Below are 26,414 nucleotides of genomic sequence, written 5' to 3'. Positions count from 1 at the left end.
TTGTATACAAGAATGTACACAAAACTAATCCAGCGATGCCAGAACAACATTTGCTTAGTTTTAGTGCATAGATTTAATGAATAGTGCACCAATTTGAATTCAATATTTGTAAACGCATCAATATTGTGCGTATAAATGAGGATAGTTTTTTTGAGATCTCGTGTAACTTTATTAATAGGTTTAACTGGCATCAATCAAGGGGTGTTTGCAACAGATCAGGTCAAAACCCTAGATACGATTTATCTCAGCACAGCTTTAGCCTCAGAATCTACACAGCATGCTCAAGCGCTTACCAAATTTCAGCATGATCTATTGGATATCCCGTTTAATAAAAGCCATTTGTCGCAAGACGTTATCCAGCAGCAAGATATTCAGCGCATGGATCAAGCCCTCAGCATCGTGAGTGGGGTATTGCATCAAAATAATTATGGTGGGGGCTTTTGGGATAACTATTCATTCCGAGGATTCCAAGGCAATCCCAATATGGGGGTGGATGCCATTCGTAATGGGCTGAGTGTCAATCGTGGCATTTCTGCACCTAAAGATATGGTCAATATTGAATCACTGGATTTTTTAAAAGGTCCCAGTACCGCACTGTATGGACGTGGTGAGGTCGGTGGGGCATTGAATGTCACCACAAAAAAACCAAAATGGACGTCTGAAACAACGCTTAATCTTCGTGGGACAACACAAGATGAATATCGTTTAAGTCTTGAACAGACCGCGCCAATCAGCGATGCGTTGGCGTATCGAATAGCCGCTGCAATGGAAGATAACCAGTCTTTCCGTGATCATGTCAGTAGCCAACGTTTATTTGTCGCGCCACAATTCTCATGGAAATTATCTGAAAATACCCAAGTGGATTTAGATACTGAATTTACCCAGCATCTAGGCACATTTGACCGTGGTATCACGGCTGTCAACAACCAGTTATTGATGGATCCAAAGACCTTTACGGGTGAGCCTTCTGATGGTGATATGCGCGTCAAAGACAATCTCTATCAAGTACGATTAAAGCATCAGCTCAATGACGCATGGCAGATGAATGCTGCGATCAGTTATAAAGATGCGCAAATGGTCGGCTATTCAACAGAACCACGCAAATTACAGGCTGACCTTGAAACATTAGAGCGTCAGCGTCGTCATCGTGATTATCAGACCGAGGATATGCTGCTCCAAAGTGAATTACTTGGTCAACTGGAACTCGGTCATGTTCAGCATGAATTGGTACTCGGTGCAGAAACAGGGCGTTTGGACTTTATGCAACGTCAATTGCGTCTTAATCACTCGGCTGCTCAGCCAAATTGGATCAACATTTACAATCCCACTTATGGGCAATTTAGCTCTGAACTACCTTTACATACCGATTCCGATGAACGTCAGCAGTACATGGCTGTGAATGTACAAGATCAGGTCTTTTTTAATGACCAATGGAATGTGTTATTCGGAGGTCGATTCGATCGTGTCGAACAGCGCTTCATCAACCATCGCACGCAGTTCAAGGATCAGAGTACAGCACAAAAGTTTAGCCCACGCATAGGCCTTAATTACCGTCCTACACCAGCACTGTCTGTATATAGCAATTATGGTGAAGCATTTTCCATGAATAATGGCATGGGTCGTACAGGGGAGACGTTTGCACCTGAAACAGCGAAAAGCTATGAAATCGGCGCGAAATACCATTGGCAAGATCACAGCATGCTTAGCATCGTCTTGTTTGATATGAGCAAAAAAAATGTCCTGATGACGGATGCCATTGATCCAAACTATGAAGCTGCGGTTGGTGAAGTGAAAAGCAAAGGGCTCGAAATTGACTTCAACCATCGTATCAATGACCAGATGATGGTGTCAGCAGGCTACGCCTATATGGATGCCAAAGTCAGCAAAGATGATGTGTTACCTGCAGGCTCAGCACTGAGCAACGTACCCAAACATAGTGCACATGTCATGGCAAGTTATGACCTTTGGCAAAATACGCAACATGCAGCAGGTCTAAATTTCAACCTCAATTATGTCGGGCAACGGAGTGGAGACAGCCCAACCAATACGGCTAATGGTTTCAGCTTACCTGCCTATACCGTATTGAACCTTGGGGCTTATTACCAAGCAAATCCAAATTTACGCTATCAACTGAATATTCATAATCTGTTAAACGAGGAATATTATCTATCCAGTTATAGCCATGTATGGATTCAACCCGGTGAGCCGATCAAAGCAGCGTTATCGGTACAGTGGCAATACTAATGCAAAGATTTATTGTCCTTTTACTGAGCTGTGTACTGTTGGGTTGTACGGCAACAGAGCAACCGATATCAGCAAAAATACAAAGCCCAACATCGCACTGTGTGGTTGATAGCTCAGAGACCGAAGTCTGCCTAGCTCAGCCAGCACAGCGTATTGTGTCCTTGTTTGAACCAGGTTTAGACGGGCTATATATGTTGGGGCAGGGTGCAAAGGTCGTGGGGATTCCTGCTGAGGTCTATTTACAGACCTTGTTATTTAATGCTTATTCCAAAATGGATCCACGTATTGCCAATAAGCAACTCGCTACACCTTCACAAGGCTCAAATGCCACCAACATTGAAAGCTTAATGCTATTAAAGCCAGATTTGGTGATTTTAGGTAGTGGGCAAACACAAACCATTCAATTGCTTCGACAATTTGGTATTGCAGTCTATGTGATGGAATCAGGCACTTACGATCAGGTGAAAGAAGAGCTGTATGAAATTGCACAGCTTACAGGTGCTAAGCAACGGGCTAAAGAAATTCTGGATTTTTCAGATGTGCTTCTGGCTGAAGTGGCACTCAAAACCTCAAAGCAAAAATATAAGCAATCAATATATTACGCATGGTCAGGTGGACGAATTTATTCATCCTCAGGCCGTAAATCGATTACCAATGATTTTATTGAATTGGCAGGGGCTTACAACGTGGTTAAAACGGAGACCAATCAACCGAATGTCAATCCAGAAACGTTGATTGAGTGGAATCCTGACAATATTGTACTGTGGAATACCGACCCAAACCTGATTTATCAGCGTAAAGAATTGCAAGGTCTAAAAGCAGTACAACAACAGAAAGTGTTTAATCTCAGCCCTGCATTTATCTATAACCCACATACCATCAAAATTCTTGTGACTGCGATTTATCTGCATCATCACATTTACCCTGACACCTCAGACTTAGCAGTTGAAGCCTTGCAACTCAAAATTTTAGAGAAACTCTATGGTCAGAAAATTGCCAAGGAGTTGATGTCATGAATAAGGCAAAATTGAAATACACCTGGTTTTATCCATTGCCGATTCTGCTGATTTTTATGTCGCTGTTGCTAGGACCGAGTCAAACATTAAGCGCAGGGGATTATGCACTGTGGTTTATCCAGTGGATGTTGGGTACAGCGTATTTTGATGCGCAACAATTTAGCTTGATGCAAAATATTGTCTTCAATATTCGCCTACCACGCATCTTATTGACCTTTATGGTCGGGGCTGCTTTGGCAACAGCCGGCAATGGCTTGCAAGCTTTGTTCCGCAATCCCTTAGTGGATTCCTATGTGCTGGGGATTTCTTCAGGTGCCGCCTTTGGTGCAGCCTTAGCACTATCTTTGAGTTGGTTGTCGCCCAATTTATCGGCGTTTATTTTTGGCGTATGTGCAGTGGCATTAACCTATGTGTTTGCCCAGCAAAAGCATGAAATCCAAACTTCATTGGTGATGGTGATTTTATCCGGCATGATTGTTTCAGGTCTGTTTTTAGCAGGACTGACCATTATTCAATATTTAAGTGATCCTTTTAAATTACAAGCGATCGTGCAGTGGACCATGGGGAATTTACATCAGGCATCGTGGCAGAAAGTCCAATATGCGGTTGTGCCGATTACGGTGGCTTTAATGGGCTTATACGCCATGCGTTGGCGCTTGAATCTGATGGCATTGGGAGCTGATGAAGCACAAGCCGTGGGGGTAAATCCGAAGTGGGAGCAGCTCATACTGATTTTATTGGTCACGCTATGCACCTCAACTTCAGTGGCTGCCGCAGGCATCATTAGTCTATACGGACTATTTATGCCGCATATTGTGCGTATGTTGGTTGGCCCTGACCATCGTTACAGTATTCCTGCCAACATGGTTTTAGGCGGCAGTTTTTTGCTACTCATTGATAATTTTTCACGAGTTTTACTCAGCTTTGAAATTCCAATTGGCATTTTCACCATGCTCCTCGGTGCGCCATTTTTCTTATTACTGATCAAAACACAAAGGACGGCTTGGGCATGATTCGAATTGAACAGTTGAACTATGCCTATGGGCATAAACAAGTGTTAAAAAATATTCAGCTTGAATTTCCAGCGCATCAGTTCTCGGTGATTTTAGGTCGCAATGGTTGTGGCAAATCCACATTATTTAAACTGATGGCAGGTTTAGAACAGACCATAGATGGGCGAGTACTTTATGCGGGGCGGGCGTTAGAACAGATAAAAGGCAAAGAAAGAGCCGCGCTACTTGGATTTTTACCGCAGTTCCATAAAACGGTTTTCCCATTTTTAGTTAAAGATGTGGTGATTACAGGTCGGGCTGCATTTAGTCGATTTCGTCCATCTAAACAAGATTGGGACATGGTCGATCAGGCTTTAGTTGATCTCGATATCGAGCATTTAAAAGAGCGTCCTTATACCGAGCTATCAGGCGGGGAACGTCAATTGGTGATGATTGCCCGTATTTTAGTGCAAGCACCGAAAGTGATTTTATTAGATGAGCCGACCAATCATTTGGATGTTTATTATCAATCTTATTTGATGAAAAAACTGCGACAATTGTCACGGCAGAATTTTACTGTGATCGCCATTATGCATGATCCGAATTTGGCATTTTTATTTGCCGATCATTTGTTCTTTATGCGTGAACATGAAGTGATTCGTCCTGATTCAAAAGCGCGTCTCACCGATCCGAAATTTTTAAAAAGCGTCTACGATGTCGAGTTTCATGAAGCCATGATTCAAGACAAGACCATTGTTATCCCTGATCATTCTTGGTTGTAAAATGAATTTAACCTATGAAACACTGCAATCCGCCGATCAATCTGTCATTCAATTTGCTTTATATTCACGGCAGCTTTTATTTCCAGAACTGTATGGTGCTTGTATTCCAAAAGATATTGCCCAGTTTGAGCAGTACTATGTGGACAGTCCTTTAGGCTGTTTTATCGTGGTCAAAAATCAAGCCAAAATTATTGCAACGATTGCTTACCGTGCCTATGACGGACGTTTTGATTTGGATATTGCTGAAGGTGCTGTTGAGGTGGTCAAACTTTTTGTACTGCCTGAATATCGTCGACAAGGCATTGCCACGCAACTGTGTCAGTTATTATTTACACATGCCGAGCAACACGGCATAGAAACCTTGTATTTGCATACACATCCCTTTTTACCTGCAGCGGAGCAATTTTGGCGTTTACAAGGTTTCGACGTGATTAAACGTGAGTGGTTAAAAACTTACAATACCATTCATATGTTAAGAACTATAAAATCTGATCAACGATTTTGAAATTTAGCCATAAGCTTAATTATTTATATAGATTATAGCTAAATACTGCAGTAATCAGTCTAGATCATCCAGAGCATTTGAATAGAATTTCACACCTATTTTGATGCGATCACGCCCTTGGCTCATACGCCAACGATTAGTATCACGTAAGGAATAGACGCAACCACAATATTCCTGTTGGTAAAACTCCTCTTTTTTGCTGATTTCGAGCATACGCACAGCACCACCATTCTTACGCCAGTTGTAATCCCAATAAGTTATCCCTTCATAATGTGAAGCTGAACGATGACCACAGTCGTTGATTTGCTTCATATCTTTCCAACGGGAAATACCAAGCGAACTACTTATTAGACTGAAGTCATTTTCAGCTGCATATAAAGCTGTACGTTCAAAACGCATGTCAAAACACATAGTACAGCGAATGCCTTTTTCAGGTTCATTTTCCATACCTTTGGCGCGTGCAAACCAATTGTCTGTATCGTAATCACAGTCGATAAAAGGGATATTATGTTTTTCGGCAAAGCGAATATTTTCTTCTTTACGAATTTCATATTCTTTGACAGGGTGAATATTGGGGTTATAAAAAAAGATCGAAAAGTTGATGCCTGATTCAATCAGGGTTTCCATCACTTCACCCGAGCATGGTGCACAGCAGGAATGAAGTAGAAGTTTGTCGTGACCTGCTGGGAGAGACAGTTTTTGACGTTCAAGTTTGTTTGACATGGTTATATAGGTTTAAATTTAAACCCTATATTTTAAAGATTGAGTAGATAATTAAACCTCTAATAAGCTGATATTTTCTAAGGTTAGGTTGAGATAAATTCACTTGAGCACCATTTGAGTGGACGGAATCGCATCCGTATACCAGTGATCTACTCATTAACTGCATGGATAAGTTAGCTCATCTATTCTAAATCGCTTTGAAATAGCGAATATGCTTTAACATGAGGGATTCTCATCTTAAGCTGAATTTATATCGTTTTACTCACTTTATTATTCACGTTTAAATACAGCCATTCAGAAATTTAGCTTTTTATAAAATTTTAGGTGGCAATCTCCATGAGTACAGCATTTGAGTGTTCAATTAAACGTATCCGTTTTGATGAAAACTATACGCCAGCAGAAAGTACACGTTTGACTACAAACTTTGCTAATTTGGCTCGTGGTGAAAGTCGTCAGGAAAATCTGCGCCGTACACTTGCGATGATCAACAACCGTTTTAATAGCTTAGCGACTGTCGATAATCCTAAAGGTGATCGCTATTCACTTGAGATCGACATCATTTCTGCAGAAATTGATATCGAAGGCAATGGACAAACTTTCCCATTTATTGAAACACTGAAAAGTGTGGTGATTGATCACCAAACAGGTGAACGTATTGAAGGTATGATTGGCAATAGCTTCTCATCTTATGTGCGTGATTATGACTTCAGTGTGGTATTGCCTCAGTTGGGTTGTGGCGTGGGTGAAAAACCTGAAGATTTTGGTAATCTACATGGCAAATTGTATAAACATCTGGTGAATTCAGCAGTATTTAAAGCAGAATTCAATAAAGAACCAGTAATTTGCTTGAGTGTTTCAACCTCTAAAACCTATTACCGTACCACCAACGTACATCCTATTTTGGGTGTGGAATACAAAAATGATGAATATTCACGTACCGATGAATATTTTGCCAAAATGGGCTTACGTGTACGTTATTTCAAACCTGAAGGTGGTAACGCACCACTCGCATTCTATTTCGCTGGAGATTTACTTCGTGATTACACTGATTTTGAATTGATCAGTGCGATTGCAACTATGGAAAGCTTTCAAAAAATCTACCGTCCTGAAATTTACAATACTAACTCACCAGCAGGCGTGGAATATAAACCAAGCTTAAGCTATGGCGACTACTCACTAACTCGTATTGTTTATGACCGTGTAGAACGTGCTGAGTTAGCAGTCAAACAAGGTAAATGGACAGAAGAAAATTTCATTAAGCCTTATCAAGACATTTTAAATGAATGGGCTGAAAATTTCGAAGTCGAAACAGCTGCTTAAAACATCCAATTGATATACAGATTCACGAATTTAGAGAAAGAAGATTAGACATGGCACTTACACCACCGAAATTATTACTCCCAACTTCAACTGCGGGTAGTTTACCGAAACCATCTTGGTTAGCTGAGCCTGAAAAACTATGGTCTGCATGGAAACTCGAAGGGGAAGAGCTTCTTGAGGCAAAACGTGATGCATTGAAATTATCATTACATGAGCAAGTCACTGCTGGTATTGATATCGTGAGTGATGGTGAACAAACCCGTCAGCACTTCGTCACTACATTTATTGAGCATCTTGAAGGTGTGGATTTCGAAAAGCGTGAAACCATGCGTATTCGTAATCGTTATGATGCAAGTGTACCTTCTGTTGTGGGCGAAGTTTCTCGTAAACAAGCGGTATTTGTTGAAGATGCGAAATTCTTGCGTAGCCAAACCAATCAGCCAATTAAATGGGCGTTGCCTGGTCCAATGACCATGATTGATACTTTATTTGATGGTCACTACAAGAGCCGTGAAAAATTGGCTTGGGAATTTGCCAAAATTTTAAACCAAGAAGCTTTAGAGCTTGAAGCAGCAGGCGTGGATATTATCCAATTCGATGAACCGGCGTTTAACGTATTCTTCGATGAAGTAAATGATTGGGGGGTACCAACCCTAGAGCGTGCACTTGAAGGTTTAAAATGTGAAACTGCGGTTCATATTTGCTACGGTTACGGTATTAAAGCCAATACCGATTGGAAACAAACTTTGGGTAATGAATGGCGTCAATACGAAGAGTCATTTCCGAAGCTACAACAATCTAAGCTCGATATTATTTCGCTTGAATGCCAAAACTCACGTGTGCCAATGGATTTGATTGAATTGATTCGTGGTAAGAAAGTCATGGTCGGTGCAATTGATGTGGCAACTAATCAAGTTGAAACCGCAGAAGAAGTCGCGAATACCCTGCGTAAAGCTTTGCAATTTGTGGACGCGGATAAGCTTTATCCATCAACGAACTGTGGTATGACGCCGCTCTCTCGTCAAGTGGCACGTGGCAAGCTTGAGGCTTTAAGTGCTGGAGCTGCCATTGTCCGTAAAGAGCTAGAAGCTTAATCAAACGTAGTCTTGTATTAATCAGGGCAAATCGTCGCAAGATCATTTGTTCTGTCTAATGTACGACACGTCATATGTATATTTGAGATGAAAGAGATGATTGAAGCAACAGACTTTAGAAATGCAATGTCTTTACTTACAACTGCGGTAAATGTGATTACAACCACAGGCGAAGCAGGGATGCATGGCTTTACTGCATCTGCGGTATGTAGTGTCACAGATACTCCGCCAACACTATTAGTCTGTATGAATCAGTCCTCTCGTTCACATGCACATTTTGTTGAAAATAAAGTCTTAGCTGTAAACGTACTGAGTACTCAGCATGAACAGCTTTCGAATGCTTTTGCTTCAAGCAAGCTCAGCTCAGAAGATCGCTTCAGAGTAGGTGATTGGATTGATTTAAAAACTGGGTCGCCGATTTTAGAAGATGCTTTAGTCAGTTTTGATTGCGAGATTGAGAATATTCAACAAGTCGGTACACATAGTATTTTTTTATGCCGTGTGACTGCAGTAAAGCAAAGTAATCAAGAAGAGAGTTTGGTGTACTTTAACCGTGCTTATCATCAAGTGGGTCAGTTGGAACACGCTTAACTCAACCCCTTAATCCCTTCATCTTTTTAAAAGTTAGTCTATTGTGGAACTTATAACCTTTTTAATCATCGGTGCATTTGCTGGTTTTGCGGCTGGGCTGTTTGGTGTAGGCGGTGGTACGATTATTGTGCCACTACTTTTTATTGTCTTTACCCAAATGGGTTATGATCCTGATGTCATTATGCATCTGGCATTAGGTACATCTTTAGCAACAATCGTTGTCACTTCGATTAGCTCATTAATGGCACACCATAAAAATGGTGCCGTGCTATGGCCTGTATTTAAAAATTTAGCTCCACCCATGGCCATCGGCTGTTTTGCAGGTGCTGGAATTGCTGGTTTGTTACCGGGATTACATCTTCAAATCATGGTCGGCTTATTTTTGATTTGGGTGGCGTATACTATGTTTACAGGCTCGAACAAAGCAATTAATTCAACAATGACTCTTCCTTCATCAAGTCAGCAAGTTGCAGCAGGTAGTGTCATTGGGATTGCATCGGCACTCTTTGGAATTGGTGGTGGTAGTCTGACCGTTCCATATCTGAATCGTTATGGGGTGGTGATGCAAAAGTCTGTCGGTACATCTGCTGCTTGTGGATTACCAATAGCTCTAGCTGGTGCTATAGGGTTTATGGTTTTTGGTATGACTGCTGAGATCAATGTGCCGAATACCATCGGGTATGTTCATATTTATGCTTTCATTGGCATTAGTGTGATGAGTTTTATAACAGCAAAATTTGGTGCCAAAACTGCACATACCTTATCGCCAGCAATGTTAAAGAAATGTTTCGCTGTCTTGTTGGTTATCATAGGAAGTATCTTCCTTGTAAAAGGATTGATTTAATTTCACCCAAATGTCTTATCAGCCTAGATAGCTCACTTAATGTGGGCTAAAGCGAAGATTTTAATATGTCCCTAGAGGGATCATAATTTGAGTTTTTTCCCATATGATCGAACTAAAACATTTGAAAATGCTATTGGCTTTGAGAGAGCATGGCTCTTTAGTCGCTGCAGCGAGTGATCTCTGCATTACACCTTCAGCCGTATCTCATCAGTTACGTGAGCTTGATCAGTGGATGGGGGTTGAAGTCGTCAACCGCAAGACGAGACCAATTACTTTTTCTAATGTTGGCTTAAGACTGTTGCAGTTAGCGGATGAAATTTTACCGCAAGTTCAGATTGCTCAAAGCGATATCACGCGTATTATCCATGGGCAAACTGGCAGAATTACATTTTCTTCAGAATGCCATAGTTGTTTTGATTGGCTCATGCCGATATTAAATCAGTATCGAAACCAATATCCTGATGTTGATTTAGATTTCGCATCAGGGTTTGAAGCAAATCCTCATGAATTGCTACAAAATGGCGAATTTGATTTGTTGATTACTGCAGACCCAATTGCATTAAAGGGAGTTGAATATTTCCCAGTATTTAAATATGAATCACGACTTGTTTTATCTACAACACATCCTTTGGTACGTGCAAAAAACATTACTGTTCAAGATTTAGCTGAAGAAACGCTGATTACATTTCCAGTAGACAAACATCGTTTAGATATCATGTCGAAGTTGTTCATTCCTGCAAATATTCTTCCAAAAAATATTCGAACCACAGATCTGACCCAGATGCTGATTCAGTTAGTCGCAAGTGGGCGTGGAATCGCAGCTTTACCAGATTGGGTGGTAAACGAATATGAAACCAAAGGGTGGGTCACTTCACGTCGCCTAGAGTGCGTTGCACCAGAGGGGTTAAGGCGTACTTTATATGCAGGTTTTCGAACTGAAGATAAGAAAAAAGATTATTTCGATTCATTTATAAAAAAATTAGCTAAATTTTCAGAATCAAGAAAACTTTATTACATGTAAGAAAGTTTAATCATTCTGAATAAAGTGAAGATTGAACCTCGAATGAATCTTCATATCAATAATGAGCGAAGTTAAGATGAAAATTAGATAGTCGCTATTATTTGTATGAAGACGAATTTTTTGCTTTTGATTATACTTTTTTAACTAAGATTGATGTCTGACATCGAGACATTGGACTCATCATCTGTTTGTAGAAAGTAAACGATTTGATCTCAGTCCATTGTCCATTATTTTGGTCATTTATCTAAGTGGTTTTTTAATTATAAAACTCAATACATTATAAATTTAAGATTATATCCATGATACAACTCATACCTTCATTTTCAGTCTCAGACTATCTCAGCTTATTTTCGATTATTTGTACGACGCTTATAGGTATCGTCGCTGTCTTTTACGGTCGAAAAACGTATTTTGTGAGTCTAAAAAGTTTTAATGAAAATAAAAATTTATATGAGGCTGCATCTTTTTACATTCGAGAATTTATCTATGTAAGCCCGAATAAAACAATAGATCCTTTTTTGAAGAAAATTGCCAGTGATCAACTTAATGGCGGTGTCGAGATTCCTTCATTTTTATCCGATATACTTATACGCAAATATGCAGATTACTATTTTTACTTAGTGAAGTCCCTTCGCACTACATGGAAATTTTTTAAAGTTGAAAATGGAGAAATTCAATGTATTTATTCAGAACGGGAATTAGTCTTTAAAGGGTTAGCGTATGGTGCTCTATATACCGTCACCGGTTCCTTAGCTTTTTTTATATTTTCAAATTTTACTTGGTTTTTAGCTCGTTATACCTCAGATAGCGCATTAAACACAGGGATGACTTTAATCATTTTACTTGTATTTCTTTTGTTCGTAGCACTTGGAAGCTTAGTTATGATTTTTAAGTTAATCACTGTGCGTGATATCAATCAGAGTCTAAACCTACTTAAGCAATCAGAAAATAACCGCTCAAAACAAACAAAATAGAATCATGTGTTAGCTTTTTTCTTTGCACAAGAAAATTGCACGCAGGTTAATTTCGGTGCTTACCGAGTATTCTTTACTCCGACTGATTCAACAGGTTTACTTGAATTAAATTCTGTTCAATACAATCAGCTCTAAGAGAAATGTTATATATCAAGCGATAGTAATACTAAAATACAAAAAAGTATTACTTTGGCACAGCCTTTGCATCTATCTATTCAATCATAAAGTGATCTAGGGTTCCGATACATGAAGTTTCATGTAGGTCTGCGACCGAGAGTTCACGGCTTAAGTTGCAAGCTCAAGCTACACGGAGGGATAAAAGCCCGGGAGGTAAACCGTAGAAGATTGGGATGGATGCATATGAGCACAATAACTTATCACGAAGATCAAGTCCTTTGGACGGAACGTTTACCGGGTGGACACCACTGGTCAGCACGTATTCAGCGTGGCGCAGTATTACAACTCAAAGCCTTAGGTAAAAATGCCAATGTGGCACTGTACTGCATCAATAGCGAAGATAAGCTCGAACGCTACAACATGCCAGACAGCTTAAAAGGGCAACATACGGCATTTTTAAGTACAGGACATATCCTTGCATCTGACCTTGGTCGCGCGATGATCTCTATCGTCAAAGATGACCATGGCTGGAATGATGCATTTTGTGCACCAAGTACCGCACAACAAATTGAACAACAATTTGGTTCAAAAACCTTTCAAGATGTACGCAACGACATGTACCGTAACGGCAAAGATTCGTTATTGCTTGAAATGACCAAGTTTGGTTTATCTGCAACAGACCTCAGCAGTACTTTAAATTTGTTTTCTAAAGTTCAACCGGATGACCATGGCAATCTCAGCTATGTGGCATCTGACAATACGAATCAAGTGATTGAACTGCGCTTTGAAATGGATTGCTTGGTGTTTTTATCCTCTGCACCGCATGCTTTAGACACCAGCACCGAATATGCACCTGCCGATGTTCAATTGTCTTTATACAAAGCACTTCCTTTAAGCGACAGCGATGTATGTCGTGATTCATGCCCGCAAAATCAGCGTGCATTTCAAAACAATACTCGTTACTACGCACTCAGCGCTTAATTGGGAGAATACAACATGACTGCACTCGTAAAATTAGAAAAATCAGTTTTAAGCGAAGTATGTCCTGCTGGTGAAGCATGGATGTGCGAAGTCAAAAAAGGGCAATATTTCCGTATTGTGGATTTAGAAGGCAACCAAGCGGTGGATACGCTGTTTATCTCGGCTTCAAACCCTGAAGAGCGTTATAGCGCAACTGATACCTTAGCGATTAATAAACAAATCTATTTAGAAAAAGGTACAGCTTTATACACCAACTTTGGCAACAAAATTGCCATCATTCATGATGATAACTGCGGTCGCCATGACACCTTAGGCGGTGCTTGTTCATGTGAAAGTAACACCGTTCGTTATGCACATGACAAATATCCAATGCACAGTTGCCGTAACAATTTCATGATTGCGCTGTCTCAGCATCCAATTGCCAAAAAACACGGCTTAAACGTGCGTCACATCGGTCCAAATATTAACTTTTTTATGAATGTGCCCGTGACCTCTGAGGGGCATCTAAAGTTTGATGATGGTATTTCTGCACCGGGTAAATATGTGGAAATTAAAGCGGAAATGGATTTAATCGTGCTGATCTCCAACTGCCCACAACTGAATAATCCTTGTAATGCCTATAACCCAACCAAAATTCAATTGATCATCCGTGAAGGCGAGGACGCATAACCATGACTAAAAAATATGGATTGAATAAAGTTTTGATCGCCAACCGTGGTGCAATTGCGTGTCGTGTCATTCGTACCCTTAAAAAATTAGGTATCCAATCAGTTGCGGTCTATTCAGAGGCTGATCGTGATTCATTGCATGTGACTTTGGCCGATGAGGCAGTGTATATCGGTGAAGCACCAGCCAACCAAAGCTATTTAAATGTCGATAAAATTTTAGAAGTGGCCAAGAAAACCGGCGCACAAGCGATCCATCCGGGTTATGGCTTCTTGTCTGAAAATGCTGAATTCTGCGATTTGTGCGAGTCACAAGGCATTGCTTTTATTGGTCCAAACTCCGCGCAAATGCGTGCCTTTGGTCTTAAACACACGGCACGTGAACTTGCGATTCAAGCCAATGTACCGCTACTTCCGGGTAGTCAGTTATTGGCGGATGAAGCTGAAGCACTGCTTGAGGCTGATCGTATTGGTTATCCTGTGATGCTGAAAAGTACCGCAGGTGGCGGTGGGATCGGCATGCGCTTGGTCTGGAACGAAGCAGAGCTGAAAGATGCCTATGCAACCGTGTCTTATTTAGCACAAGCCAACTTTAAAGATGCAGGTTTGTACTTAGAGAAATTTGTGCAAAATGCCCGTCATATCGAAGTGCAAATTTTTGGTGATGGTCAAGGTCAAGTGATTGCACTCGGTGAGCGTGATTGTTCGGTACAACGTCGTAACCAAAAAGTGATTGAGGAAACCCCGGCACCGCATATCAATGATGAACAACGTGCCTACATCCAAAATGTTGCCATTCAACTCATGCAGTCGGTAAATTACCGTTCTGCCGGTACGGTTGAATTTGTGATGGATACTGACACACAAGCATTCTATTTCTTAGAGGTAAACACTCGTCTACAAGTGGAACATGGCGTGACCGAGCAAGTCTTTGGTGTGGACTTGGTGGAATGGATGGTGACATTGGCCAGCGGTGATTGGACTGCGCCAACTGAAAAACTCGAATCCAAAGGTCATTCGATTCAAGTGCGTTTGTACGCTGAAGACCCAATTAAAAACTTCCAACCAAGTGCCGGTTTACTGACACATGTTGAGTTTGATGCTAATGCCCGAAATGAAACATGGGTCGAAACAGGCTCGAATGTATCGTCATTCTATGACCCGATGATTGCTAAAATCATTGTCACTGCAGATGATCGAGCTTCTGCGATTCAAGCCATGACCGATACTTTGGCGAAAACCTCTGTTGCGGGGATTGAAACCAATCTTGAATATCTACAAAACATCATCGACTGTGAAGTGTTTAAAGCCGGCACACAAACCACACGCTTCTTAAATACCTTTGAGTGGAAAACTCAAAAGATTGAAGTGCTACAAGCCGGCATTCAAACCGCCGTGCAAGATGTCACAGGGCGTTTGGGCTATTGGGATGTCGGTGTGCCACCCTCAGGTGCGATAGATCCATTATCGCTGAATGTTGCAAACCAGTTGCTTGGTAATGCCTATAACACTGCAGGGCTTGAATGTACCCTACAAGGGCCAACCTTAAAATTCCATTGTGACAGCCAAATCGTACTTGCCGGCGGTGATATGCCGTCGACTTTAGATGGTCAGTCTGTGCCAATGTGGCAAACCGTGAATGTACGTAAAGGTCAGATTCTCAAATGTGGCGAAATTGCCACAGGTTGCCGTACCTATATCGGCATCAAAGGTGGGCTAAATGTGCCTGAATATCTAGGCTCTCAAGCAACCTTTACCTTAGGTCAGTTTGGTGGTCACGCAGGTCGTAACTTACTTATTGGCGATATGCTCCCAATTACAGCATTCACAAGCGATGAAATTAAAGCTCTTGCACCTGAACAAGTGCCTTCATTTAGCCATGAATGGGAAATTGCGGTGATGTATGGTCCGCATGGTGCACCTGATTTCTTTACCAAAAATGACATTGATACTTTCTTTGCCAATACCTTTGAGATTCACTTTAACTCGAGCCGGACCGGTATCCGTTTAATTGGTCCAAAGCCTGAATGGGCACGTATCGACGGTGGTGAAGCAGGTCTGCATCCATCCAACATTCATGACAATGCCTATGCGATTGGTGCCATCGACTTCACGGGTGATATGCCGATTATTCTCGGTCCAGATGGTCCAAGTCTCGGTGGTTTTGTTTGTCCTGCAGTGGTGATTCATTCCGAACTATGGAAACTCGGTCAGCTTAAAGCCGGTGATAAAGTAAAATTTGTCCCTGTGAGCTATCACCAAGCCAAACTTTTAAATGAAAAATATCATGCGCAATTAGAGGCTTCAGATACAGAAGCGGTGGCATTTGATGAGTCTTTCTATCCTGAGCTTGCTACTTTAAAAAATGCCGTCCTCGATACCTTAAAAGGTAAAAATGGAGCGCCTGATGTGGTGTATCGTCCTGCCGGCAACAACTACATGTTGGTGGAATATGGCGAGTTGGTGCTGGATCTAAACTTACGTTTCCGTATTCATGCTTTGATGCAATGGGTACAAAAGCAAAATATTCAGGGCATTATCGACCTAACACCGGGTATTCGTTCACTGCAAATCCATTTTGACTCATTAAAATTCGATCAGCTTGATTTACTGCGTTTATTGCAAGTCGCTGAAGCTGAATTGCCTGATGTGACGCAAATGCAAGTGCCATCACGTACGGTGTATTTACCACTCGCTTGGGAAGACTCACAAACCCAATTGGCAACCGAACGCTATATGCAAACTGTGCGACCTGATGCACCATGGTGTCCGGACAATATCGAATTTATCCGTCGTATTAATGGCTTAAAAGATAAACAAGCTGTGAAAGATGTGGTGTATGACGCAAGTTATTTGGTCATGGGCTTGGGCGATGTTTATCTCGGTGCTCCTGTCGCAACACCACTTGATCCGCGTCAGCGTTTGGTGACGACCAAATATAACCCTGCACGTACATGGACCCCTGAAAATGCCGTGGGCATTGGTGGTGCTTATATGTGCGTGTATGGCATGGAAGGTCCGGGGGGCTATCAGTTTGTTGGTCGTACCACGCAAATGTGGTCACGCTACCGTAAAAATGCTGACTTTGAGCAAGGTAAACCGTGGTTATTACGCTTCTTTGACCAAATTAAGTTTTACGAAGTGTCTGAAGAAGAACTCATGCAGATGCGTGAGGATTTTAAAGCAGGGCGCTTAAAACTTCGTATTGAAGAAGGTGTGCTCAACTTAAAAGAGTACAACGACTTCTTAACGGAAAACCAAGCATCCATTTCAGCATTTAAGTCGGTACAACAGGCTAACTTTGATGCAGAACGTCGTCGCTGGCATGAAGCAGGACTTGCAGAATATGTCTCTGAAAGTTTAGATGCTGTGGATGATGGTGAAGGCGTGGAAGTGCCTGAAGGTGGCTGTGCGGTGGAATCGCATATGCCGGGTTCAATTTGGAAAATTGAATGTCAGTCAGGGGATATTGTGGAAGAAGGTGCAACGCTTGCTGTAATAGAAGCGATGAAAATTGAGATTCCGATTATTGCGCCTGAACGTATGAAGGTTGAAGCGATTACCATTGAGAAAGGGCAAACCGTAAAAACGGGGCAGGTGTTATTTACGTTGGCGCCAGTGGCTTGATGAGATAGAGATAAAAAGGCGGTCCGTAAGGGCGGTTTTTTATTAGCACTTGCTAATAACGACAATTGTCGCTATTATGATTTTAATACAGCCGCCACGCTTAGTTCTTCTTAGGAAGTCCGCGCAACCTTGGCGGTTTTTTATGTCTATATATTAATTGATTATGTTAAAACCTTATAATAAAAAGCCATTATCTTATACTGAGCAAGTACATCATCTACAATCCAAAGGTATGAATATTCATAATATTCCTTGGGCTGAGAATATATTGGCAAAATATGGTTATTATCGTTTAAGTGCATACTGGCATCCTTACCGAGTAAGACAAGAAGGTGAAATTTTAGATATCTTTCATAAGAATACAAAATTCGAAGTTATAATCCAGTTATACGAGTTTGATACAGAGCTAAGATTACAAATTTTTAATGCAATAGAAATGGTTGAAACTTATCTACGCACAAAAATCACCTATTATATGGCACATCAATATGGTGCATTTTGTATATATGATGCGAGAAATTTTTATCCAAAATTTAATCATAGTAAATTTTTAAATACCTGCAAGAAAGAAGTAGAGCGTTCTAAAGATACTTTTATTCAACATTTTCAACAAAATTATGATGGATTTCCCCAACTTCCAATTTGGATGCTGACAGAAGTTTTAAGCTTTGGTTCTTTGTCATTTTTATATAGTGGTTTAATAAATAATAAGGCTGACAGTAAAGAAGATAAGAAAGCTATCTCTCAGCAATTTTCCGTGCATAATGAAAAATTAGCTGAATGGTTGCATATATTGACCTATGTAAGAAATATTTGTGCGCACCATGGTCGATTATGGAATAAAGAATTAGCGATTAAATCGAAAGTTGATAAACATCCACATTGGAAAGCACCAATTACCCCGACAAATAAACGTATTTTCTACGTGTTATTAATATTAAAGACTTTACTTAGACCAACAGGCTTCGATACAGAGTGGACTCATCAATTAAATAAGCTTTTGAGACCTATTGTTAATAATGAGGCTTGGCGTGTGGCTATGGGTTTCCCTGATAATTGGGAGCAACATCCTATTTGGAGCTTGTAAAAATGGTTAAAAAATTACAATTGCTTTTGAGCAATCGTAGTCCTGAAAGTCAAAATCGAATTTTAGAAAATGCAAAAATAATTTTGAAAGATTGTCTTGCGGAAGATGTGCATTTAACAGAACTAGCAGAAAAGCTAAAGGGCAAAAAACGATAAAGGTCACTTTAGACGAGCTACGAGCTCGAGTTCACAAAAACCGCGCTTAAAAAATTCGATAAACTCAATCCACAAATTGCGGAACAGTTTATTCGCAATATGATGCCATTTTAAACAATCCCAAAATCCCGAAAAACAAACTCAGTGGATCGGTCGATTTGTATAATGTAAAACTCAGGTCAGCAGTCTATCATTTGGTTTATCAAGTCATCGATGCAAAAATTGTGCTACTGGTCTTAGACTTAGACCGCCTTGATACGATCTATAAAAAATTATAATTATTTCAAACTCTCTTTATGCTCTTGTCCCCAAACCGCCATTTGTACCATCAACTTTTCTAGGCCACGACCTGATGGTGTCAGATCATACATTGAGGTCGTTTTACCCGTGGTTTCATCAACAGACTCAATTTTTTCAACAACATTGTTCAATTCAAGTTCTTTGAGCTCTTTAGAAATCATTCTGGGTGTAATGCCTTGCAGCAGACGTTCAATCTCATTAAAACGGCGTGGCTGTTTAATCATGGTTGCAACAATCGCTAATTTCCATTTGCCATTAATGACGTTCATGGCATTTTTAAGCGCTACAATAAACATCAAATTACATTGGTCATCTTCACTTAATGTTTCTGCATTCTCTTTCATAAAATCAGCCATCTATCCTCCCATCTCGTCATAAAATTTAATCAAATAAAATCCTAAATTCACTATACAACAGTATAGTGATCTCGTTTTTTAACTCGCCTATAAATTACATCATTGCAAAAATAATCCAAGGTTATTGAATGATTTTAGTTACTGGTGCTACTGGCCATTTAGGGCGAAGTGTAGTGCAACAATTAAAGCAACAGTTACAAAACAATGAGTTTGCTGTATTGGCGAGAAACTTAGAAAAAGCCAAACCTTATGTCAATGAACATATTGAAGTCCGTGAAGGAGATTTCAATCAGCCTGAAAGTTTGATCAAAGCCTTTCAGGGTGTCGACAAGCTACTTCTCATTTCAACGATGGAAATGAATCGCTTTGAACAACATAAGAATGTCATCGACGCTGCGCGTGAAGCAGGTGTTCAACATGTGTATTACACAGGTTTGTCCATTCAAAATATTGCAAATTCAGCGGTGAAAGATTTGATGATCAGTCATTTTCAAACTGAAGATTACCTCAAAGCAAGCGGACTGAAATATACACTCCTACGCAACACCATGTATGCAGAAGCGATTCCACAAATTATCGGTGAAGGAGTCATCGATACAGGCATCCAGCTCTCTGGAGGAGCGGGAAAAGTGCCTTATGTGCTAAGAGCAGAGTTAGGAGAAGCAATAGCAAATGCCTTAATTCAAAATGATCATGAGAATAAGGTCTATGAGTTAGTCGGCAGCCAAACTTATAGCTATCAAGATATCGCTGATGAGCTGAGTCAACTCAAAACAATATCAGTGGAATATCACGATCTCACTGAAGAAGCCTATCAACAGCTGTTAAAAAGAATCGGTTTGCCCGAATTTCTGATCTATCTCACATATGGCACAGTCGTAGATATTAAACATCAACAGTATGAAGTTCAAAGCCAAGATTTAGAAAAACTTTTAGGTCGTCCAAGCCAATCACTCAAATCAATGTTGGCGAGTTTATACGCTTAAAGAATTAAAAATATTCACATTTAAACATTATAGGTAAATACATGAAATTATTAGAAGCTTTACATTGGCGTTATGCAACCAAACAAATGACTGGTGAAAAACTACCGCAAGAATTAGTCGATCAAATTCTTGAAGCTGCGCGTTTAGCACCGACCTCAGCGGGCTTACAGCCGTTCCATATTATCTCGATCAGCAACCAAGAACTTAAAGAGAAAATTTCACAAGTTGCATTGAATCAACCGCAAATTACCCAGTCATCGCATCTTTTGGTATTTACGGCTTGGGATACGATTCCAGACGAGCGTATTGATGAACGCTATAACGCCATGAATCGTGAGCGTCATTTACCTTTAGATACGACCATGGATGTGGTGCAAAACTTAAAGAACCTGTTCTCGACGTTTACTGAAGAGCAGCAATACCATCATACTGCAAAACAAGCGCATATTGGTTTTGGTATGGCAATTGCGGCAGCAGCTGAGTTAGGTGTAGATGCAACGCCAATGGAAGGTTTTGATAAAGACGGTCTGGATGAATTATTAGGTTTAAAAGAAAAAGGCTTAAAGTCTGTGGTGCTATTGGCACTAGGTCGCCGTAACCCAGAAAAAGATTGGTTAATTGGATTGAAGAAATTCCGTATTCCGCGTGAGGAGTTCGTCACTGATATCCAGTAAAGTATTTCATTAGAACAAGAAGACAAAATAATAACCATTCGAGTTGACCGTCTATCTCCAGAAAGGCGGTCTTTTTGCATTTCTGAACATTGAACAAATCAAGTGCACAAATTTGATTCATGCACATTTTTGAATCTTTCCAACGACTTTTTTCCTAGCTCTCTTTTATATATCTCAAGAAAAGTTTTGGCACGTTTTCTGCATTTACCAAGTATTACCAATTCTTTTTTTTGTAATACCTAGAGGTGCTGCAGATGACGACAAATCAAACCAAACAATCGAAGCATCCCATCCTTCAATTCTTCATTGAACTGATGAGTGTCCGTGCCGGTTTACACTTACAACAATCTCAAAAACCTAAGGAGCTCAAACGTGCCTAAACAGAAGCTGGCGCGGATCAGCATCACTTTACCTGAAAATACATTGCAGGCTATGGATCAAAAAATTGTAGATCAACATTATGAAAGCCGATCTCAAGCCATTGTTGACATGATTAACCACCATTTGATCAATGACCTCGTCAGCCGAAATGAGGTCATGGTCGGTACTTTAACCTTACTGTATGACGTCAGTTTAAAGCCATTAAGAACACAGCTTATAGATTTACAGCAACAGTTTTTGACTCAGGTGATTAGTTCACTACATATCCAATTAGATGATGACAAAGTCATGCAGGTGATGTTGATGCAAGGGGTCAGCAGTGACCTAAAAGCCATCAGTGAGCAATTTAAAACATTAAAAGGGGTAATTAAGGGGCATTTAGAGCTGATGGATGCAGTCATGCCACCTATTCCTCAAAATTCGGAACACGTATAAGGAGCACCGCCGTGCAGACATTATGGACTATACAAGATTGGCAACAGGCTTATACAAATCAAACTATTCAGTTGAATGACTTAAAGCGTTATGTTGCTGAACTCTGCAATGATGATCACGCTTGGATTTCAATAGCCAGTGCAGAGCAAATACAGGCGCAGATTGATGCATTGGTCCATCAGGATATCGCTGATCTTCCGTTATATGGCGTGCCATTTGCTGTCAAAGACAATATTGATGTTGCTGGATTTTATACCACTGCGGCGTGCCCAGACGCGGCTTATTTAGCAACGCAAGATGCAACCGTAGTGGCTAAGCTTAAATCTGCTGGTGCAATCGTGGTGGGCAAGACCAATCTAGATCAATTTGCCACGGGATTGGTTGGCGTACGTTCACCCTATGGGGCAGTAAAAAACAGTTTCAATCCGGATTATATCAGCGGTGGATCAAGCTCTGGCTCAGCGGTTGCAGTAGCAAATGGGTATGTACCATTCGCCCTAGGCACTGATACAGCAGGTTCTGGCAGAGTTCCCGCGGGTTTCAATAATATTGTCGGACTCAAACCAACCAAAGGCTGGTTTTCAGCCACAGGTTTAATCCCTGCATGTCGAAGTATTGATGTGATCTCAATTTTTGCAACTCAAGTAGAGGATGCTTGGACGGTAGCACAATTGATGCAAGGTTATGATGCGACCGATGCTTATTCAAGACAGCATCCGAGAACAGTCCCGACACAATTTTCGAAGGGCAAGATTGCAATCCCAGATCACTTAGAATTTTATGGTGATATTCAAAGTGAGCAAGCATTTCAAACAGCCATTGCTCGAATGAAATCGCTCGGATTTCAAGTTAAAGAGATTGATTTCACAGTATTTAATCAATTGGCTGCTGCATTGTATAACCGCTCATGGGTTGCGGAGCGTACGCATGCCGTCGAACACAAAGTTCGACGTGAGCAATGTCATCCGGTAATTAAGCAAATTATTGATCAAGCTGATCACTTCAATGCTGTAGATGTGATGCAAGATGAGTATCAGCGTGCAGAATGGGCTAGGCAGATCAATCTTCAATTAAAAAATTATGATGCGTTGATGGTGCCAACAGCTCCTACGATTTATCGCATTGCAGATGTTGAAGCAGATCCGATCCAAAAGAATTCGCATATGGGGGCTTATACCAATTTTGTTAATTTTGCTGATTTATCAGCATTGGCACTCCCAAATGTCATCCGTGATGATGGTTTGCCAAGTGGTATCACTTTAGTTGCTGGCGCTTGGATGGATAAAGCTTTGGCACACTTCGGTCAGCAATGGCAAGCGACTTCAGGATTAAATTTAGCAACGTCAAAGCAAGGCTATCAAATTCATAAATCAATAGGATCTGAGCACACCATTAAATTAGCAGTGGTGGGAGCACATCTTACAGGCATGCCGCTGAATTTTCAGTTAACGAGCAGACAAGCCACCTTGGTTAAAAAAACGCGTACTGCGCCGTATTACAAACTATTTGCTTTAAAAAATACTCAGCCACCTAAGCCGGGGCTACAACGAGATACATCAGGTCATTCTATTGAAGTGGAAGTGTGGGATGTACCAAGAGCATTGTTCGGTGACATTGTTGCTGAAGTCCCAGCACCACTTGGTATTGGCAATGTCCAACTCATTGATGGAACATGGGTGAAAGGCTTTATATGTGAAAACCATGCTTTAGCAGATGCACTTGATATCAGTCACTTTGGTGGATGGCGTGATTATATTCAAGCCTCAAATTTTACCAATACTAAATTTAAGTGCACGAGCATTGGTGAGGTGGTGCAATGAAAACGATAGTCTGGGGAGTCATTGGAACTGCACTGTTATTCGTGGGTTGTGATAAAACCGCAAAAATTCCAGAACCAAGTCAACATGCTCAAGCCGAAAAATCAATGCAACCGATTCGTATTGGTTACAGTGATTGGCCAGGATGGGTGGCATGGCAAGTTGCTATTGAGAAAGGGTGGTTTAAAGAAGCTGGATTAAACGTAGAGTTTAAATGGTTTGATTATTCAGCCTCTATGAATGCTTTTGCAGCAAACCAATTGGATGCGGTTTCTGTTTCTCATGGGGATAATTTGGTCATTGCCTCAGGTGGAACGCGGGGCATTATGATTTTAGCAACTGATTATTCATCAGGGAATGATGTCATTCTTGCAAAAGAGGGCATTCATAGTGTGGCAGATCTTAAGGGTAAAACGATTGCAGTCGAAAAAGGGCTGGTCGATCATAATTTATTGAATACCGCACTTTCAGATCAAAATATATCAGCCAATGAAATCAAACTGATTAATGCAGCAACCAACGAATTACCCCAAGTGTTTAGCAGCCCAGATGTGGATGCCATCGCTGTATGGCAACCTGTAGCAAATCAAGCTTTAAAAAGCGTAGCTGGGTCCAAAATCATCTATAGTTCTCAAGATAAACCAGGATTGATCTATGATACGTTGACGGTAAATATGACGCATTTATCTAGGCATCAAGCAGAGTGGAAAAAAGTGCTTCAAGTATGGGATCGAACCGTCAAATTTATTCAAGACCCTGGGACGAGAAACGATGCTTTGATGATTATGTCTAAGCGTGTTGGTGTAGAACCTGAGCAATATGAACAATTTATTCAAGGCACACATTTGTTGGATCTTGAGGCAAATCAAAAGGTATTTAAACGCTCTTCAACTTTAGATTCTATTTATGGATCAACTTATCATGTCAATAAGTTTAATCTTGAAAATGGAGTTTATACGGTAAAACTAGATATTGATGGGCTGATTTATCCAAAATTGGTTGAATCATTTAAATAAAAAAAGCCCAGTGCAGAGGGGCTTGCACTGGGCACAAAGTTGGACTGAATGATTGGTCGGTAGAGCAACAGAGTTGCCTACCTTGTATGGATTAAGAATAGATAAAAATGGAAAAACTGGGAAACGGATTAAAATCATAAAATCAATCGTTTTATACAATGAATGCGTTAGCGTGTATGAAGTGTCTATAAATCAACAAAAAATCACATATTTTTCACGAATGAACGCTTAACATCAACGTTTGATGCGAATGAAAAAGGATCATGTGCGTTGTATACAACAGCTGATATTTCCAGAATTATTGAAATGGCGTGGGAAGATCGGACACCCTTCGAAGCCATTCTGCTGGAATACGGATTAAACGAAAGTGCAGTCATTCGATTGATGCGACAACAATTAAAAAAAAGTAGTGTTGAAATGTGGCGTAAACGTGTTGCGGGGCGGAATACCAAGCATCTTCACAAGCGCTCACCAGATATTTTAAGAGCTTACTGTACTCGACAATATAAACCGAAGTAGGCCTATTGGGAGATAAAGCTTTGCGTATTTTAAAACAACGAAAATGGTGGATTCTCATTCTGCTCATTTCGATGGGTGGGATATATTTCATTTTCCGTTGGTGGCAAGGTCCTGTAGTCGAAACTTACCTAATCGAAGAAAAACCACTGATTCAAACAGTGGTCGCTTCAGGTCGTGCTGAAAATGTAGCACGTAGTGAAATTGGGAGTGAAATTTCGGGTGTGGTGATTGAGCGACGCGTGCAAGAAGGTCAACGAATAGCAGCAGGAGATGTACTGTTAATTATTCAATCTGATGATTTAAAAGCACAAGTCCGTGAAGCAGAAGTTGCGCTAGAGGAATTGCGGAAAATTCGCTATCCACAAGCGCAGGTTGAATTGAAAACGGCAGAATTCCAATTACAACAAGCCAGTCGCGAAGCAAGACGTCGTCAGCAAACGGAACCGGGAGTGCTTTCTGTAGAGGAAAAAGAACAAGCCTTAGAAGCTGAACGCTTAGCGAGAAATCAATTATCTGCGGCAAAACTGAAGGCGCAAAGCCTTGCTCCAGGTCAAGTGGAAGAAAAAACCTTAAGTGAAAGATTAAATGCACTACGTGCCCAATTGGCAAAAAGTGAAATTCGGGCACAAGTATCGGGTACGATCTTGACGCGTGAAGTCGAAAAAGGGGATGCGATTCAACCTGGAAAGGTGCTCTTTACAGTCGCAGTTGATAGTCCAACGCAAATTAAAGTGGCGGTGGATGAGCAAAATTTACCTTATCTGAAATTGGGTCAAAAAGCGGTAGTGATTGCAGATGCTTATCCAGAGCAAGCATTTCCAGCTGAAGTTAACTTTATTGCACCTAATATTGATCCTCAACGTGGTACGGTTGAAGTCAAATTGGCGGTGAACTCTGTACCCAATTTTTTGAAGCAAGATATGACAGTCTCAGTGAATGTCGAAACAGCACGTCGAAATAAAACCAAAGTAATAGCCAATGACGCGCTTATTGACCCTTCAACCACGCAAGCTGAAGTTATGGTGGTAAGAGAGGGCAAGGTCCAACGTCAATCTGTAAAATTAGGGTTGCGTGGGACTGCCATGTCTGAAATCTTATCAGGGTTGGATCACAATGATCAGGTCGTTATAAAGCCTGATCAAGTAAAAGCGTATCAGCGTGTCAGAACTAAGCAGGTACAAGCACTTTGAAG

26 protein-coding genes and 1 riboswitch are annotated in these 26,414 nt (G+C 40.8%); of the genes, 24 read left to right on the top strand and 2 right to left on the bottom strand.

The window, feature by feature from the left end; genetic code table 11:
* The first annotated feature begins 150 nt into the window (after positions 1-150).
* Genes AC1M9M_RS01485 through AC1M9M_RS01465 form a run of 5 tightly spaced genes read left to right on the top strand, consistent with a single transcriptional unit; the run spans position 151 to position 5,539 of the window.
* Positions 151-2,244: a TonB-dependent receptor gene (locus tag AC1M9M_RS01485; protein WP_481595412.1), complete on the top strand. Its 2,094-nt coding sequence runs from the start codon at positions 151-153 to the stop codon at positions 2,242-2,244.
* Positions 2,244-3,260, top strand: a complete 1,017-nt coding sequence (locus tag AC1M9M_RS01480; RefSeq protein ID WP_481595411.1) for an ABC transporter substrate-binding protein — start codon at positions 2,244-2,246, stop codon at positions 3,258-3,260. Before AC1M9M_RS01485 ends, AC1M9M_RS01480 begins: the two co-directional genes overlap by 1 nt.
* Positions 3,257-4,273, top strand: coding sequence for a FecCD family ABC transporter permease (locus tag AC1M9M_RS01475; protein ID WP_481595410.1), 1,017 nt, complete (start codon positions 3,257-3,259; stop codon positions 4,271-4,273). Before AC1M9M_RS01480 ends, AC1M9M_RS01475 begins: the two co-directional genes overlap by 4 nt.
* Positions 4,270-5,034 (top strand): ABC transporter ATP-binding protein, encoded by a 765-nt coding sequence (locus AC1M9M_RS01470; protein WP_481595409.1) that lies wholly within the window; start codon positions 4,270-4,272, stop codon positions 5,032-5,034. The genes AC1M9M_RS01475 and AC1M9M_RS01470 overlap by 4 nt, the downstream gene beginning before the upstream one ends.
* A 1-nt stretch (position 5,035) precedes the next feature.
* Complete coding sequence (locus tag AC1M9M_RS01465) at positions 5,036-5,539, top strand: GNAT family N-acetyltransferase (RefSeq protein WP_481595408.1); 504 nt, start codon at positions 5,036-5,038, stop codon at positions 5,537-5,539.
* A gap of 54 nt (positions 5,540-5,593) precedes the next feature.
* Here AC1M9M_RS01465 and AC1M9M_RS01460 read toward each other — a convergent pair whose 3' ends face one another.
* The gene (locus tag AC1M9M_RS01460) at positions 5,594-6,262 is read right to left on the bottom strand and encodes an epoxyqueuosine reductase QueH (protein ID WP_481595407.1); all 669 of its coding nucleotides are present in this window, start codon (positions 6,260-6,262) and stop codon (positions 5,594-5,596) included.
* Between the two features lie 336 nt (positions 6,263-6,598).
* Between AC1M9M_RS01460 and AC1M9M_RS01455 the strand changes: the two genes are divergently transcribed.
* The 11 genes from AC1M9M_RS01455 to AC1M9M_RS01405 all read left to right on the top strand — a co-directional run bounded on the left by AC1M9M_RS01455 (position 6,599) and on the right by AC1M9M_RS01405 (position 18,738).
* Positions 6,599-7,582 carry a putative oxygenase MesX gene (locus AC1M9M_RS01455; RefSeq protein ID WP_481589884.1) on the top strand — a complete coding sequence of 328 codons (984 nt, stop codon included), beginning with the start codon at positions 6,599-6,601 and terminating at the stop codon, positions 7,580-7,582.
* 50 nt (positions 7,583-7,632) lie between these two features.
* Positions 7,633-8,676, top strand: coding sequence for a methionine synthase (locus AC1M9M_RS01450; protein ID WP_092766429.1), 1,044 nt, complete (start codon positions 7,633-7,635; stop codon positions 8,674-8,676).
* Positions 8,677-8,772: 96 nt separating this feature from the next.
* A complete protein-coding gene (locus AC1M9M_RS01445; RefSeq protein WP_481595665.1) occupies positions 8,773-9,267 on the top strand; it encodes a flavin reductase in 495 nt (164 codons plus the stop codon).
* Between the two features lie 43 nt (positions 9,268-9,310).
* The gene (locus AC1M9M_RS01440) at positions 9,311-10,111 is read left to right on the top strand and encodes a sulfite exporter TauE/SafE family protein (RefSeq protein ID WP_481595406.1); all 801 of its coding nucleotides are present in this window, start codon (positions 9,311-9,313) and stop codon (positions 10,109-10,111) included.
* Between the two features lie 103 nt (positions 10,112-10,214).
* The gene (locus AC1M9M_RS01435; protein ID WP_481595405.1) at positions 10,215-11,132 is read left to right on the top strand and encodes a LysR family transcriptional regulator; all 918 of its coding nucleotides are present in this window, start codon (positions 10,215-10,217) and stop codon (positions 11,130-11,132) included.
* A 299-nt stretch (positions 11,133-11,431) separates the two neighbouring features.
* Complete coding sequence (locus AC1M9M_RS01430) at positions 11,432-12,106, top strand: hypothetical protein (RefSeq protein WP_481595404.1); 675 nt, start codon at positions 11,432-11,434, stop codon at positions 12,104-12,106.
* A 220-nt stretch (positions 12,107-12,326) separates the two neighbouring features.
* A riboswitch (guanidine-I (ykkC/yxkD leader) is annotated at positions 12,327-12,438 on the top strand.
* A gap of 28 nt (positions 12,439-12,466) precedes the next feature.
* Positions 12,467-13,204 (top strand): urea amidolyase associated protein UAAP1, encoded by a 738-nt coding sequence (locus AC1M9M_RS01425; protein WP_481589888.1) that lies wholly within the window; start codon positions 12,467-12,469, stop codon positions 13,202-13,204.
* A 15-nt stretch (positions 13,205-13,219) separates the two neighbouring features.
* Positions 13,220-13,873, top strand: coding sequence for an urea amidolyase associated protein UAAP2 (locus AC1M9M_RS01420; RefSeq protein ID WP_481595403.1), 654 nt, complete (start codon positions 13,220-13,222; stop codon positions 13,871-13,873).
* Between the two features lie 2 nt (positions 13,874-13,875).
* Entirely contained in the window at positions 13,876-17,496 is a 3,621-nt protein-coding gene (uca, locus tag AC1M9M_RS01415; RefSeq protein WP_481595402.1) for an urea carboxylase, read from the top strand.
* 163 nt (positions 17,497-17,659) lie between these two features.
* The gene (locus tag AC1M9M_RS01410) at positions 17,660-18,583 is read left to right on the top strand and encodes an Abi family protein (protein WP_481595401.1); all 924 of its coding nucleotides are present in this window, start codon (positions 17,660-17,662) and stop codon (positions 18,581-18,583) included.
* A gap of 2 nt (positions 18,584-18,585) precedes the next feature.
* Positions 18,586-18,738: a hypothetical protein gene (locus AC1M9M_RS01405; RefSeq protein ID WP_481595400.1), complete on the top strand. Its 153-nt coding sequence runs from the start codon at positions 18,586-18,588 to the stop codon at positions 18,736-18,738.
* Between the two features lie 278 nt (positions 18,739-19,016).
* Here the strand turns inward: AC1M9M_RS01405 and AC1M9M_RS01400 are convergent, their stop codons facing one another.
* Positions 19,017-19,394, bottom strand: a complete 378-nt coding sequence (locus AC1M9M_RS01400; RefSeq protein ID WP_481594561.1) for a winged helix-turn-helix transcriptional regulator — start codon at positions 19,392-19,394, stop codon at positions 19,017-19,019.
* A 128-nt stretch (positions 19,395-19,522) separates the two neighbouring features.
* Between AC1M9M_RS01400 and AC1M9M_RS01395 the strand changes: the two genes are divergently transcribed.
* From AC1M9M_RS01395 to AC1M9M_RS01360, 8 genes are all read left to right on the top strand, one after another.
* Entirely contained in the window at positions 19,523-20,380 is an 858-nt protein-coding gene (locus tag AC1M9M_RS01395) for an SDR family oxidoreductase (protein ID WP_481595399.1), read from the top strand.
* A 41-nt stretch (positions 20,381-20,421) separates the two neighbouring features.
* Positions 20,422-21,054: a nitroreductase family protein gene (locus tag AC1M9M_RS01390; RefSeq protein ID WP_481595398.1), complete on the top strand. Its 633-nt coding sequence runs from the start codon at positions 20,422-20,424 to the stop codon at positions 21,052-21,054.
* A gap of 254 nt (positions 21,055-21,308) precedes the next feature.
* Positions 21,309-21,434: a hypothetical protein gene (locus tag AC1M9M_RS01385; protein ID WP_481589896.1), complete on the top strand. Its 126-nt coding sequence runs from the start codon at positions 21,309-21,311 to the stop codon at positions 21,432-21,434.
* Positions 21,427-21,870 (top strand): CopG family ribbon-helix-helix protein, encoded by a 444-nt coding sequence (locus AC1M9M_RS01380; RefSeq protein ID WP_481595397.1) that lies wholly within the window; start codon positions 21,427-21,429, stop codon positions 21,868-21,870. The genes AC1M9M_RS01385 and AC1M9M_RS01380 overlap by 8 nt, the downstream gene beginning before the upstream one ends.
* An 11-nt stretch (positions 21,871-21,881) precedes the next feature.
* A complete protein-coding gene (gene atzF / locus AC1M9M_RS01375; RefSeq protein WP_481595396.1) occupies positions 21,882-23,690 on the top strand; it encodes an allophanate hydrolase in 1,809 nt (602 codons plus the stop codon).
* Positions 23,687-24,703: an ABC transporter substrate-binding protein gene (locus AC1M9M_RS01370; protein ID WP_481595395.1), complete on the top strand. Its 1,017-nt coding sequence runs from the start codon at positions 23,687-23,689 to the stop codon at positions 24,701-24,703. Before atzF ends, AC1M9M_RS01370 begins: the two co-directional genes overlap by 4 nt.
* 270 nt (positions 24,704-24,973) lie before the next feature.
* Complete coding sequence (locus AC1M9M_RS01365; RefSeq protein WP_481595394.1) at positions 24,974-25,222, top strand: TIGR03643 family protein; 249 nt, start codon at positions 24,974-24,976, stop codon at positions 25,220-25,222.
* Positions 25,223-25,242: 20 nt separating this feature from the next.
* Complete coding sequence (locus tag AC1M9M_RS01360; RefSeq protein WP_481595393.1) at positions 25,243-26,412, top strand: efflux RND transporter periplasmic adaptor subunit; 1,170 nt, start codon at positions 25,243-25,245, stop codon at positions 26,410-26,412.
* Positions 26,413-26,414 lie beyond the last annotated feature (2 nt).

It is taken from the genome of Acinetobacter sp. ANC_7503 (assembly GCF_056780035.1).
This window is presented reverse-complemented; position numbering and strand designations above follow the sequence as displayed.

Excerpts from the sequence above, each read along its gene's own strand:
- uca (WP_481595402.1), top strand. The coding sequence starts at position 13,876 with ATGACTAAAAAATATGGATTGAATAAAGTTTTGATCGCCAACCGTGGT.
- AC1M9M_RS01385 (WP_481589896.1), top strand. The coding sequence starts at position 21,309 with ATGACGACAAATCAAACCAAACAATCGAAGCATCCCATCCTTCAATTC.
- AC1M9M_RS01460 (WP_481595407.1), bottom strand. The coding sequence starts at position 6,262 with ATGTCAAACAAACTTGAACGTCAAAAACTGTCTCTCCCAGCAGGTCAC.
- AC1M9M_RS01430 (WP_481595404.1), top strand. The coding sequence starts at position 11,432 with ATGATACAACTCATACCTTCATTTTCAGTCTCAGACTATCTCAGCTTA.
- AC1M9M_RS01420 (WP_481595403.1), top strand. The coding sequence starts at position 13,220 with ATGACTGCACTCGTAAAATTAGAAAAATCAGTTTTAAGCGAAGTATGT.
- AC1M9M_RS01400 (WP_481594561.1), bottom strand. The coding sequence starts at position 19,394 with ATGGCTGATTTTATGAAAGAGAATGCAGAAACATTAAGTGAAGATGAC.
- AC1M9M_RS01475 (WP_481595410.1), top strand. The coding sequence starts at position 3,257 with ATGAATAAGGCAAAATTGAAATACACCTGGTTTTATCCATTGCCGATT.
- AC1M9M_RS01425 (WP_481589888.1), top strand. The coding sequence starts at position 12,467 with ATGAGCACAATAACTTATCACGAAGATCAAGTCCTTTGGACGGAACGT.
- AC1M9M_RS01455 (WP_481589884.1), top strand. The coding sequence starts at position 6,599 with ATGAGTACAGCATTTGAGTGTTCAATTAAACGTATCCGTTTTGATGAA.
- AC1M9M_RS01435 (WP_481595405.1), top strand. The coding sequence starts at position 10,215 with ATGATCGAACTAAAACATTTGAAAATGCTATTGGCTTTGAGAGAGCAT.
- AC1M9M_RS01370 (WP_481595395.1), top strand. The coding sequence starts at position 23,687 with ATGAAAACGATAGTCTGGGGAGTCATTGGAACTGCACTGTTATTCGTG.
- AC1M9M_RS01465 (WP_481595408.1), top strand. The coding sequence starts at position 5,036 with ATGAATTTAACCTATGAAACACTGCAATCCGCCGATCAATCTGTCATT.
- AC1M9M_RS01410 (WP_481595401.1), top strand. The coding sequence starts at position 17,660 with ATGTTAAAACCTTATAATAAAAAGCCATTATCTTATACTGAGCAAGTA.
- AC1M9M_RS01405 (WP_481595400.1), top strand. The coding sequence starts at position 18,586 with ATGGTTAAAAAATTACAATTGCTTTTGAGCAATCGTAGTCCTGAAAGT.
- AC1M9M_RS01445 (WP_481595665.1), top strand. The coding sequence starts at position 8,773 with ATGATTGAAGCAACAGACTTTAGAAATGCAATGTCTTTACTTACAACT.
- AC1M9M_RS01395 (WP_481595399.1), top strand. The coding sequence starts at position 19,523 with ATGATTTTAGTTACTGGTGCTACTGGCCATTTAGGGCGAAGTGTAGTG.
- AC1M9M_RS01480 (WP_481595411.1), top strand. The coding sequence starts at position 2,244 with ATGCAAAGATTTATTGTCCTTTTACTGAGCTGTGTACTGTTGGGTTGT.
- AC1M9M_RS01470 (WP_481595409.1), top strand. The coding sequence starts at position 4,270 with ATGATTCGAATTGAACAGTTGAACTATGCCTATGGGCATAAACAAGTG.
- AC1M9M_RS01450 (WP_092766429.1), top strand. The coding sequence starts at position 7,633 with ATGGCACTTACACCACCGAAATTATTACTCCCAACTTCAACTGCGGGT.
- AC1M9M_RS01390 (WP_481595398.1), top strand. The coding sequence starts at position 20,422 with ATGAAATTATTAGAAGCTTTACATTGGCGTTATGCAACCAAACAAATG.